Source organism: Hydrogenophaga sp., from assembly GCF_036675665.1.
In the GTDB taxonomy this organism is placed as follows: domain Bacteria; phylum Pseudomonadota; class Gammaproteobacteria; order Burkholderiales; family Burkholderiaceae_C; genus Hydrogenophaga.
In genome coordinates this window covers 152,648-164,348 of the sequence record NZ_JAKFEO010000031.1, presented here as the reverse complement: position 1 = coordinate 164,348, position 11,701 = coordinate 152,648, and the positions used below count along the sequence as shown (strand labels likewise).

Genomic DNA, 11,701 nt, shown 5'->3' with positions numbered 1-11,701 from the left:
AAGCGACTTGTACCGCGTGCGGAGGGAGTCCCATAGACTGTGCTCCGGCAGGGAATTGGTAGCAAAGAGTGCACGCGCTCTGGCAAAAGCAACTTCGTTGAGCCGGCCGTCAAACTGGAAAGCTGGGTACTTCAACTCCCCAGATCGACCCGCGCTGATCACCAGCAGATGCTCGGGTTCAGTCGCAAGCCTGCTCGCACTCGCCAGGCCTCCGCCGAGACACGCCAACTCATCAAGACTCAGAAGGCGGTAGCTTGCTGACCGGCAACGTTTGCCTTCTTGGCCACTTCAGACCAAGGTTGCACCTCATCCAATCGATTCCTTACGCGGAAACGTTGACGCCTGAGTGAAACAACTCCACGAAGACGTCGCGCATCCAACGACTTGCCGGGTCGGAGTGGTAGCGCTGGTGCCAGGCCATTGCCACATCAAAGCCCGGGAACTGCACGGGCGGATCGAGCAGCTGCAGCGGGATATGGCCGGACACCACTGCCGCAAGGTTGCTGGGGACAACGCCGATGAGATCGGTTTTCGCGACGATAGGCCCTACGCAGAGAAAGCTGTGAACGCGCAAAACCACTCGCGCCTTCACGCGGGACCCTCCCAGAACTCGTTGAACGGCGGCCGCGTGTTCCATTCCCTGCGGGCCACCCACGACATGCGGGATATCGCGTAGCTGTTCTCGACGCAGCTTCTGTTTCACCGATGGATGGCCTTTTCTGGCCACGTAGACGAAGCGTTCCCGGAAAAGACGGTGCTGATGGAACTGTTTGCCAAGCGGGCCGAAGAAGCCCACGGCGAGATCGATCTGGCCATTGCTGAGACCTTCCTCAAGGTTGCTCGGGCTGGTGACCGCGTCGATGACGACATACGGAGCAACCTTTGCCACATGCTCCATGAGCTGAGGTAAGAACAAGCGTTCACCGATGTCGGTCATGGCAACCCGGAAGGTTCGCTCTTCCCGAGTTGGGTCGAAGGTCGCCCTGTGAAAGGTCAATCGCAACGAAGCAAGCGCCGTGACGACAGCGGGACCCAACGCTTCAGCAAACGGTGTCGGCGCCACGCCCCTCGGCTGCCGCGTGAACAGAGGATCGCCGTACATCTCTCGCAATCGCGCCAGGGCGCGACTCACCGCGGGCTGCGACATGCTCATCTCCTCGCCCGCGGCAGTGAGATTCCTCGTCCGCCGAATGCTGTCGAAGAGCTCCAGCAGCGTGACATCCAGGTTGCGTGGCAGATGCTTCTGGGGACTGGCGAGTTCATCCACTTTATGCATATCGGATTTCCTATCTATTCATTTCACAGAAGCTGTTGCCGATCCTACAGTACGTCCGGCGATCGAAGCAAACAACGATAGGAGACATTGACGATGCTGAACAGAAGAGATTTCGTGCAGGGGTTGACGGCCTCAGGCCTTGTCGCCACCGCATCCTTGAACGCCGCAGGTGCCCAGACCGCAGCGTTCCCGAGCAAGACAGTCAGGGTCATCACGCCGTTCCCTGCGGGCAGTGGACCCGATGCGGCCATGAGGGTTGTTGCGGAACACCTCTCCCGCAAGTGGGGGCAGGCCGTTGTGGTGGACAACAGGTCGGGTGGCAATGGGTTCATCGCAGTGGCAGCGTTCAAGAGCGCGCCAGCCGACAACCACACCCTTCTTCTCATTGACAGCAACCACGTCACAACGCATCCGCATACGTTTTCTCGCCTACCTTACGACGTTGAGAAGGACTTCCAAGCGCTCGGAATGATTCTGCGCACGCCATTCTTTGTGGCCGTGGCGGCAGACAGTCCTTACAAGTCCGTCGAAGACATCATCACGGCGGCCAAGGCCAGACCGGATCACGTGACCTATGGGTCTTGGTTCCAGGGAAGTCCCGGGCACATCGGGGCGCTTCGGCTTCAGTCGATCCGTGGCGTCCACATGCGGCATATCCCCTATCGGGACTTCGGCCAGCTCTACGCCGGCGTTTCGACCAAAGAGGTGGACTGGGCATTGGGCAGCGTAGCCAGCGCCGGTGGCCTTGAGCGCGGGGGCAAGCTGCGGTTTCTTGCGGTGGCTGCTCCAGCGCGCGATCCGCTGTACCCGAATGTCCCGGCGACGGCTGAGTTGCCCGGCCTGCGTGATTTCGAGGTCAGCGCATGGGCAGGACTCTTCACCGCGCGCGCCACTCCAACCACCGTGAGCGAGCGCATCGCAGTGGACCTCCGGGAAGCTCTCGACAGTGCCGAAATTGTGGAGCGCTACAAGACCTTTGGCTACGAAACCCCACGGCTTTCACCTGCCGCGTACACGCAACTCATCCAGCGCGAAACCGCAGCATGGGCCCAGGTGATTCGCGCTGCCAACTTGAAGCTCGACTAGTCACATGATCAATCTCCTGGACATCCGATATGTCCGTCTCGGTACGCGAGATCGCGCCCAGGCCGACAGCTTTGCTCGAAGTGTGCTCGGCCTCGAGCAGGTGCGCGAGGAAGCGGGGGCGACCTACTTCCGTAGCGACAACCGGGACCACACGCTCGCGTACTTTGAGGGCGACCCCACCGATCACACGGTTGGATTCGAGCTTCGCGATGCCAGTGAGCTGGACGCTGCCGCAGCAGAGCTGAGCAACAGCGGCGTGGTGGTCCGGGCGGGAACGTCGGAAGAGTGCGAACAACGGCATGTGGAAGCGTTCGTTCACTTCAAGGATCCCACGGGCAACAAGATCGATCTCATGGTCGGTCCGCACCACAGTGGCCGGCGCTACTTCCCGTCGCGCGATGCGGGCATCACCGGTTTCAGCCATGTGGGTTTGTGCACAACCGATGCGGCACGGGACGAACGCTTCTGGACGCAGGTGCTGGGCGCTCGCGTGAGCGATCGCATTGGTGATGCCCCCTTGTTGCGCATCGACGATGTACATCACAAAGTGGCGCTGTTTCCCACGACACGCTCGGGCGTCCAGCATGTGAACCACCAGGTCGAAGGCATCGACGACATCATGCGCGCCTGGTACATGCTGCAAAAGCTGAACGTGCCGATCGCCTTTGGACCTGGACGTCACCCCACGTCGGGGGCGATGTTTCTGTACTTTCGAGGCCCTGACAACATGATCTTTGAGTACTCATCGGGCGTTCGACTGTTCACGACAGAAGACGAAATCAACTATCAACCCAGGCAGTTCCCCCGGGCCAACGAATCCTTCTGCATGTGGGGTTCGGTGCCGGACATTGCGGAGTTTCGCAAGCCCGCTGAGCAGGCGTCGTGCTCGTGAAGGCTTCAGACGAACTCCAGCGGCAACTGCGCATGGCTGCGCGCGCTCTCGGACGGCACGGCCTGGCGCACGCATACGGGCACTGCAGTGTCCGGCTGGACGAGCAGAATTTTCTGGTCTGCGCCGCACGTCCCATGGGCCTGATCGCTCCGCAGGAACCTGGAACGGTTGTGCCCGTCCATGGCGAACTGCCCGAAGGTGTGTTGGGCGAGGTCCGCATTCACCAGCACATCTACCGCCGCCAGCCCCGCGCCCGCGCAGTCGCGCGCACGATGCCACCGGCCGTCATGGTGCTGGGCACCGCGCGCCTGACGCCCAGTCCACGCCATGGCATGGGCGCGTACTTTGGAACAGGCGCCGCGCTCTGGGATGACCCACAGCTCATTCGCGACGACGCACGTGCTGCGGCCGTGGTGGAGGCCATGGGTGAAGCCAATGCCGTGGTGATGAGGGGAAACGGTTTGGTCGTCTCTGCGGACTCTCTGGAGAAAGTTGTTTCACTCACCTGGTACCTGGAAGACGCTGCGCGACTGGAGCTCGCGGTACGCGCTGCAGACCTTGAGCACACGTCAGTGGTGCTTTCACCCGACGAATGCCGGGTGCGCGCGATCTCCACTGGCGGCATCTTCGAACGCATGTGGGATCACCTGACTGCAGGGGACCCCGAACTTCAACCAAGGAAAGCAGCGTGATTCTCAATTTCATTGATGGCCAGTATCGAGAAGGCAGCGCCGGTCGCCGCTTCGACGATGTCAATCCGGTTGACGGATCGCTGATCAGCCGAGTCAGCGAAGCTTCGAAAGGCGACGTGGACGACGCCGTTCGTGCTGCGCGCGATGCGCTTGCCGGCCCTTGGGGTTCGATGACGCTGGCACAGCGCTGCGATCTGCTCTACGCGGTGGCCGCCGAGATCGACCGCCGTGCCGAGGACTTCATCGCGGCAGAAGTCGCAGACACGGGCAAGCCGTGGTCCTTGGCCTCCCATCTCGACATTCCGCGGGGTGCCGCCAACTTCAGGGTGTTCGCGGACGTCGTGCGCAATGTACCGACGGAAACCTTCACCAGCCACGCGCCGGACGGCAAACCCGCGCTCAACTACGCGCTGCGCCGGCCCAAAGGCGTGGTGGCCGTGGTCTGCCCCTGGAACCTGCCACTCTTGCTGATGACCTGGAAGGTGGGTCCGGCCCTGGCGTGCGGCAACACGGTGGTCGTCAAACCGTCGGAAGAAACGCCCGCCACCGCGGCACTGCTGGGCGAGGTCATGAACAAGGTCGGCGTGCCCAAGGGCGTCTACAACGTCGTGCACGGCTTCGGGCCGGACTCTGCGGGCGAATTCCTGACGACGCATCCGGGCATCGATGCGATCACGTTCACGGGGGAGACCCGCACCGGGGCCGCCATCATCCGAGCTTCCGCCGAAGGCATCAAACCCGTGTCGATGGAGCTGGGTGGAAAAAACCCGGCCATCGTGTTCGAGGATGCCGATCTCGACGTGACGATCGCAGGCCTCACCCGATCCGTTTTCGAGAATACGGGGCAGGTGTGCCTGGGTACCGAGCGGGTGTATGTGCAGCGTCCCGTCTACGACGCAGTGGTTCAGAAGCTGGCCGAGGCTGCAGGACAACTCAAGCCTGGCCGCCCGCAAGACAAGGCGGCCAATTTCGGTCCACTGATCTCCGCGGAGCACCAAGGCAAGGTGCTGAGCTACTACAAGCTTGCCATGGAAGAAGGCGGCACCGCCGTCTGCGGCGGTGGTATCCCCGAGATGCCCGGCGATCTGAAAAGTGGGGCATGGATCGAGCCCACGGTCTGGACAGGACTGGCGCATGGATCGCGCGTCGCGAGCGAGGAGATTTTTGGGCCTTGCTGCGTGGTCATTCCGTTTGACACGGAAGCCGAGGCCCTGCGCATGGCCAACGACACTCCCTACGGCCTTGCGGCTTCGGTCTACACGCGCGACATCGACCGCGCACATCGGTTTGCGGCAGCACTGAAAGTCGGGATCGCCTGGGTGAACACCTGGTTCCTGCGCGATCTGCGAACGCCGTTTGGTGGGTCGGGCTCCTCCGGCATTGGGCGCGAAGGCGGCGTGCATTCGCTCGAGTTCTACACCGAGCTCTCCAACGTGTGCATCAAATTCAACGGAGGAGTTCAATGAACGAAAAAGACATCCAGCTGGCGGCAAACCTCCTTTGGGATGCTGGCGAAACCGGCACGTCCATCGCTCCTCTTCGTGAGCGATTTCCAGGGCTGACAGCGGAGAGCGCCTACGCCGTCCAAGAGCTCAACACCGAGCGGAAATTGAAGGCTGGCGCCCGTCTGGTGGGCCGCAAGATCGGATTGACTGCCCGCTCCGTCCAGCAGCAACTTGGCGTGGACCAACCCGACTACGGGATGTTGTTCGCTGACATGGCGGTGGGCGACGGAGAGCCGGTGCGTTGGTCGAGGCTGATGCAGCCGAAGGTGGAATCGGAAGTGGCCCTGGTCATGGAGCACGACCTGCTGGAACCGGGCATCACGGCCGCTCAACTGCTCCGCTCTGTCGCGTTCGCGCTTCCGTCGCTTGAGATTGTCGGAAGCCGCATTGCCGAGTGGAACATCCGTTTTGTCGACACCGTGGCGGACAACGCCTCCAGCAGTGCGTTCGTGCTTGGAAACACCCCTGTCAAATTGGACGGAATCGACCTTCGCCTGGCCGGCATGGTCATGGAGCGTGCCGGTGAACAGGTCTCTCTCGGCGCCGGGGCGGCCTGCCTCGGACATCCGCTGAATGCCGCTCTGTGGCTGGCGAACAAGATGGCATCGGTGGGTCGAGGACTCAAGGCTGGCGACGTGGTTCTCACGGGAGCATTGGGCCCCATGGTGGCCGTGCGGCCGGGTGACGTGTTTGAAGCGCGTATCGCGGGCCTGGGCTCCGTGCGTGCCGTGTTCGAAGAGGAAGAAGCATGAATCAGCAGCGCATTGCCGAGTTGGCGGAGCGTGTGGACACGGCCGCTCGAATGGCACAAGCCATCCCGCAGTTTGCCGACCAGGAACAGCTGGGTGTCGAAGACGCTTACGCGGTGCAAGCCGCATCCATCAAGCGTCGCCTTCAGCGAGGTGAGCGCCGCACAGGCATGAAGATGGGCTTCACCAGCCGAGCCAAGATGGTGCAGATGGGCGTGCGCGACATGATCTGGGGCCGCCTGACGGATGCGATGGCGCAAGCCGACGGTGCTCCGGTTTCGTTGGGCCGCTTTGTGCATCCCAGGGTCGAACCCGAGTTGGCCTTTCTTCTCGCCAAGCCGCTGCCTGCCAACGTCAGCCTGCCTGAAGCCATGGAGGCGGTGGCGGCCATCGCTCCGGCGCTGGAAATCATTGACTCCCGTTTCGACAGCTTCAAGTTCACTTTGGGCGATGTGGTCGCCGACAACGCCTCTTCCTCGGGCTATGTCATTGGTTCCTGGCATGAGCCGCACCAGGACCTCTCCAACCTGGGACTTGTCATGTCCATCAATGGCACCGCGCGTCAGGTCGGCAGCACCGCGGGCATCCTGGGCAATGCGCTTCGCTCCCTCGTCGCGGCGGCCCGATTGAGCGCGGCCGCCGGCGAGCCTCTTCAAGCCGGATGGATCGTCATGGCCGGTGGCGCAACTGCGGCAGAAGTGCTCAAGCCTGGCCAGCACGTCCTGCTCGAAATGCAGGGCTTAGGCCGAGTGGAATTCAACACAACCGAATGAGGTATCCATGCCACTGATCCAGGTCACCATGATTGAAGGCCGTAGCGCCGAGATGAAAGCGGCGCTGATGCGCGGTCTTGCCGAGGCGGCAGTCGAGGCCACCGGAGTACCACGCGAATCAATCCGCGTCATCCTGCAAGAGGTGCCGAACGCCCATTGGGGCGTGGGCGGTGTATCCAAGACCGCTCCGACCACACAGGTGCTCCATGGCTGAACGCAAACTCAAGGCCGCCATCATCGGCAGCGGCAACATCGGCACCGACTTGATGATCAAGATCATGCGCCATGGCGTCAACATCGAAATGGGTGCGATGGTCGGTATCGATCCTGCGTCCGACGGACTGGCGCGGGCTGCCCGAATGAAGGTTGCCACCACGCATGAGGGTGTGGAGGGGTTGGCGCGACTGCCGGTATTCAAAGACATCGACATTGTTTTTGACGCCACATCCGCATCGGCGCACATCCAGAACGATGCGTTTCTGCGGTCGGTAAAGCCCGGCATTCTGTGCATCGACCTGACCCCGGCTGCAATCGGCCCTTACTGCATTCCGGTGGTGAATGGCGCGGACCACCTGGATGCGGGCAACGTCAACATGGTGACTTGCGGCGGTCAGGCCACCATCCCCATGGTCGCGGCCGTGAGCCGTGTGGCCAAGGTTCACTACGCCGAGATCGTGGCGTCGATTTCCAGCAAGAGCGCGGGTCCAGGCACGCGCGCCAACATCGATGAGTTCACTGAAACGACCTCGAAGGCCATTGAAGTGGTTGGCGGTGCAGGCAAAGGCAAGGCCATCATCATCCTGAACCCGGCCGACCCGCCGCTGATGATGCGCGACACCGTGTACGCGCTGAGCGACATCGCGGATGAGAGCGCCATTGCCTCCAGCATCGATGAAATGGTGGCCGCGGTTCGCCAGTATGTTCCCGGCTACCGCCTGAAACAGCAAGTGCAATTCGATCGTTTGGACAACCTGAATATCCCCGGCGTTGGCCGAATCTCCGGATTGAAGACCTCCGTCTTCCTGGAAGTGGAAGGTGCTGCTCACTACCTTCCCGCATACGCGGGCAACCTCGACATCATGACCAGCGCTGCACTTTCGACGGCCGAACGCATGGCAGAACGTTTCCTGAAAGCGGTGACCGCATGAAGAAAATCTACATCTCCGACGTGACGCTGCGTGATGGCAGCCATGCAGTGCGGCATCAATACAGTGTCGAGCAAGTGCGCCAGATTGCGAAGGCGCTGGATGAAGCCGGCGTCGACTCCATCGAGGTCGCTCACGGCGACGGTTTGCAGGGTGGCAGCTTCAACTACGGATTTGGTGCGCACACGGACGTCGAATGGATTGAGGCCGTGGCCAGTGTGGCGAAACGGGCCAAGGTCGCCACTCTGCTGCTGCCTGGCATTGGCACCGTGCACGATCTCAAATCGGCCTATCAAGCGGGCGCTCGCGTGGTTCGTGTGGCCACCCATTGCACTGAGGCCGATGTCAGCAAACAGCACATCAAGTACGCACGAGAGCTGGGCATGGACACCGTGGGATTTCTCATGATGAGTCACATGACCACGCCGGCTCACCTCGCGCAGCAGGCCAAGCTCATGGAAACCTATGGCGCCACCTGCGTGTACGTTGTGGACTCAGGTGGCGCGCTAAGCATGAACGACGTGCGCGAGCGGTTTCGTGCATTCAAGGATGTGCTTCGGCCTGAAACAGAAACCGGGATGCATGCTCACCACAACCTGAGCTTGGGGGTGGCGAACTCGATTGTTGCCGTCGAAGAAGGCTGCGACCGGGTGGATGCCAGTTTGGCCGGCATGGGTGCCGGCGCAGGAAACGCGCCTCTTGAAGTGTTTGTTGCCGCGGCGGACCGGATGGGTTGGGCGCATGGCACGGATGTCTACAAGCTCATGGATGCGGCAGACGATATCGTGCGCCCTCTTCAGGACCGCCCGGTGCGTGTAGACCGCGAGACACTTGCCTTGGGCTACGCAGGGGTGTACTCCAGCTTCCTTCGCCACGCAGAGGTCGCTGCAAAAAAATACAACCTGAAGACCATCGACATCCTGATGGAGCTTGGGCGCCGCCACATGGTAGGAGGCCAGGAAGACATGATTGTCGACGTCGCCCTGGACATGCAACAGCAGCAAGGGATCAACGCTATCCCGAGCAATTAGTGCCCGTCGCGCCAATGGTGCGATGACTGCTCTTCATCTTTAAGGAGACAAATATGAAAACGATTCTTTCCGGACGCCTTGTCGTCGGTATGTTTGCATTGTTCGCGCTCCTGTCCTTCGTTCCGGTAGCGTTCGCTCAACCATGGCCGACAAAACCGATTCGTCTTGTCGTCGGATTTCCAGGTGGATCGACGCCAGATGGTGCCGCACGGGCCATCGCGCAACCGCTGTCCAAGGCGCTTGGTCAACCGGTCGTGGTTGACAACCGTTCTGGTGCGTCCGGCAACATTGCAGCCGATCAGGTGGCCAAGGCGACAGACGATCACACGTTGGGTATCGTCATCAACGGCAACCTCACGTCCGCCAAGATGCTGTCGCCCAACCTGCCATATGACCCCGCGAAAGACTTCACCCTGCTATCCACAGTGGGCACCGCGCCCTTGATACTGGTGGCGCAGCCAGATGCTCCTGATGGACGGGCCTTCTTCGAGGCCGCCAGTGCGGCTGGAGATAAATGGAACTATGGCTCGGTGGGCAACGGATCGGTTGCCCACTTGGGTATGGAGTTGCTGAAATCCCGAGTGCCTGGCTTGGCAGCCGTGCACGTTCCGTATCAAGGCAACCCCGCGGTGGTTGTCGGCATTCTCGGAAAGCAGATCCAGATGGCGCTGATACCTCCGGGTGTGGTGCTGCCCCAAGTGGCTGCAGGAAAGATGAAAGCGATTGGTCTCACCAGTGGCCGCAGCCCGCTTGCACCGAACGTCGCGCCGCTTGCGGACTTCGGGATCAAGGACTTCCAGCTCGAGGTATGGACTGCACTGGTCGGACCGGCGAATCTTTCGCCCGCCGCCAAGGATCGCTTGATGAAGGAACTGACGGCGATACTTCAGGACGAGGCGATTCGCCAGCAACTCTTCAATCAAGGTTGGAAAGCACCTTCAACCGCGTCGTCGACGGAACTGCAGACGCGTGTTCGTGACGAGACCCGCATCATGCAAAAGATCATCTCGTCCCAGGGTGTCAAGTCCAACCAATAACCACCTGGGAGGTTTGCAATGATGAAAGAACCCGCGAGGAATTTGAAGGTCTTTGGCGAGTTTGATGTCGTTGTCGCAGGCGGTGGCCCATCTGGACTGGCGGCCGCCGTGAGCGCGGCCCGCCATGGCGCCAGAACGCTGCTTGTGGAGCACTATGGATTCCTGGGCGGAATGGGAACTGCAGGCGGTGTGACCAACTTCGCGGGGCTCTACGGCTTGCTCAATGGCGAGATGTGTCAGATGGTGCACGGTGTCGTTGACGACCTCCTGCCGCGCATCGAAGCGTTGGGTGGTCTGAACAAGCCACAAGACGGGATGAAAGGAAAGATACGCGTCAGGTCCTACGATGTTTCCGCGTACAAGTGCGCGGCAGACCAACTGATCGCTGCCGCCAACGTACAGACCCTGCTTCACGCGACAGCGGCCCAAGTGCTGATGGATGGAGACCGCATTTCGGCACTCGTCGTCGAAACAAAATCTGGTCGTTTGGCTATCCGAGGCTCAGCATTTATCGACTGCACGGGCGATGGGGACGTTGCAGCGCACGCCGGTGTCCCCTATGTGGTGGGCGATGGCGCAGGCAGTGGACTTTTCCCAACGACCATGTTCCGTGTGGGACACGTAGATCCTGCTCCTGCACTGGCTGCGATCGGCGAGTTCGAGGCGATCAATCACTTCATGTCGAATGCGCAGAACGCGTTTCCAGGTCGGTACAAATTTCCGCGAGAGGGCGCCATTCTCCGACCGCAGATCAACGCTTCAGAATGGCGTGCCAATGTGACCCAGCTCCGCAATGCAGACGGCACTGCAATGAGCGGCGTAGACGCTGCGCAGCTCAGTGAAGGCGAGATGGACGGAAGGCGTCAGATTGTCGACTACTTCAAGTTTCTGCGCGAACAGGTGCCGGGTTTCGAGAACGCACGGATCGTCGACATAGCCCCTCAAGTCGGCATCCGGGAGACCCGTCGACTCGAGGGGGTGTATGCCTTGCGTGGCGAAGACATTCTCGACTCTGTCCGCTTTGAAGACAGCATCGGGATCAATACTTGGCCCATGGAGTTGCATGCAAACGGACGCATTGACTGGCGCTTCCCAAAAGACGCATCGAGGCCATTCAACGAATTGCCTTGGCGCATGCTTGTCCCGAGAGAAGTCACCAACCTTCTGTTTGCGGGCCGCTGCGCGTCGATGACGCACGAGGGACAGTCAGCTGCGCGCGTCAGTGGGGGTTGTTTTGTCATGGGGCAAGCGGCAGGGACAGCCGCCGCGCATTTGGGAGAGGACGCGGTTCAAACCTTTAGTGCCAAAAAGCTTCAGACTCTTCTGAACGCGGACGGCGTCATGCTCTCCGTTTAGCGCCTCAAGGGCAAGGCGCGATTACGCTTTCGCCCCCCTCCCTGCCTGCGTCTGAGCGTGGAAGATTCCCCAGCGTGCCTGTAAGGCGCAGAGCTACGCCAAAAACCTAAAGGGAAAGTGACCCACTGACGGCTCGCATGTTGAACTCCACTGATCTCT

The 11,701-nt window shown here is 61.1% G+C and carries 12 protein-coding genes; 11 read left to right on the top strand and 1 reads right to left on the bottom strand.

The window, feature by feature from the left end:
• Positions 1–322: 322 nt before the first annotated feature.
• Positions 323–1,276, bottom strand: coding sequence for a LysR family transcriptional regulator (locus V6M63_RS12365; RefSeq protein WP_332742174.1), 954 nt, complete (start codon positions 1,274–1,276; stop codon positions 323–325).
• Positions 1,277–1,369: 93 nt separating this feature from the next.
• Here V6M63_RS12365 and V6M63_RS12360 point away from each other — a divergent pair, with 93 nt between their 5' ends.
• Genes V6M63_RS12360 through V6M63_RS12310 form a run of 11 tightly spaced genes read left to right on the top strand, consistent with a single transcriptional unit; the run spans position 1,370 to position 11,542 of the window.
• Complete coding sequence (locus V6M63_RS12360; protein WP_332742172.1) at positions 1,370–2,362, top strand: Bug family tripartite tricarboxylate transporter substrate binding protein; 993 nt, start codon at positions 1,370–1,372, stop codon at positions 2,360–2,362.
• 4 nt (positions 2,363–2,366) lie between these two features.
• Positions 2,367–3,254, top strand: a complete 888-nt coding sequence (locus V6M63_RS12355) for a VOC family protein (protein WP_332742170.1) — start codon at positions 2,367–2,369, stop codon at positions 3,252–3,254.
• 32 nt (positions 3,255–3,286) lie between these two features.
• The gene (locus V6M63_RS12350) at positions 3,287–3,946 is read left to right on the top strand and encodes a class II aldolase/adducin family protein (protein WP_332742288.1); all 660 of its coding nucleotides are present in this window, start codon (positions 3,287–3,289) and stop codon (positions 3,944–3,946) included.
• Positions 3,943–5,412, top strand: coding sequence for a 2-hydroxymuconic semialdehyde dehydrogenase (locus tag V6M63_RS12345; RefSeq protein ID WP_332742169.1), 1,470 nt, complete (start codon positions 3,943–3,945; stop codon positions 5,410–5,412). The genes V6M63_RS12350 and V6M63_RS12345 overlap by 4 nt, the downstream gene beginning before the upstream one ends.
• The gene (locus tag V6M63_RS12340) at positions 5,409–6,203 is read left to right on the top strand and encodes a 2-keto-4-pentenoate hydratase (RefSeq protein WP_332742167.1); all 795 of its coding nucleotides are present in this window, start codon (positions 5,409–5,411) and stop codon (positions 6,201–6,203) included. The genes V6M63_RS12345 and V6M63_RS12340 overlap by 4 nt, the downstream gene beginning before the upstream one ends.
• A complete protein-coding gene (locus V6M63_RS12335; protein WP_332742165.1) occupies positions 6,200–6,973 on the top strand; it encodes a 2-keto-4-pentenoate hydratase in 774 nt (257 codons plus the stop codon). Before V6M63_RS12340 ends, V6M63_RS12335 begins: the two co-directional genes overlap by 4 nt.
• A 7-nt stretch (positions 6,974–6,980) precedes the next feature.
• The gene (locus V6M63_RS12330; RefSeq protein ID WP_332742163.1) at positions 6,981–7,187 is read left to right on the top strand and encodes a 2-hydroxymuconate tautomerase; all 207 of its coding nucleotides are present in this window, start codon (positions 6,981–6,983) and stop codon (positions 7,185–7,187) included.
• On the top strand, positions 7,180–8,121 hold the full coding sequence (locus V6M63_RS12325) for an acetaldehyde dehydrogenase (acetylating) (RefSeq protein WP_332742161.1): 942 nt from the start codon (positions 7,180–7,182) through the stop codon (positions 8,119–8,121). Before V6M63_RS12330 ends, V6M63_RS12325 begins: the two co-directional genes overlap by 8 nt.
• The gene (gene dmpG / locus V6M63_RS12320) at positions 8,118–9,149 is read left to right on the top strand and encodes a 4-hydroxy-2-oxovalerate aldolase (RefSeq protein WP_332742159.1); all 1,032 of its coding nucleotides are present in this window, start codon (positions 8,118–8,120) and stop codon (positions 9,147–9,149) included. The genes V6M63_RS12325 and dmpG overlap by 4 nt, the downstream gene beginning before the upstream one ends.
• A gap of 53 nt (positions 9,150–9,202) precedes the next feature.
• Positions 9,203–10,186 (top strand): Bug family tripartite tricarboxylate transporter substrate binding protein, encoded by a 984-nt coding sequence (locus tag V6M63_RS12315; protein ID WP_442909582.1) that lies wholly within the window; start codon positions 9,203–9,205, stop codon positions 10,184–10,186.
• 18 nt (positions 10,187–10,204) lie between these two features.
• Complete coding sequence (locus tag V6M63_RS12310) at positions 10,205–11,542, top strand: FAD-dependent oxidoreductase (RefSeq protein ID WP_332742157.1); 1,338 nt, start codon at positions 10,205–10,207, stop codon at positions 11,540–11,542.
• Positions 11,543–11,701: the final 159 nt, after the last annotated feature.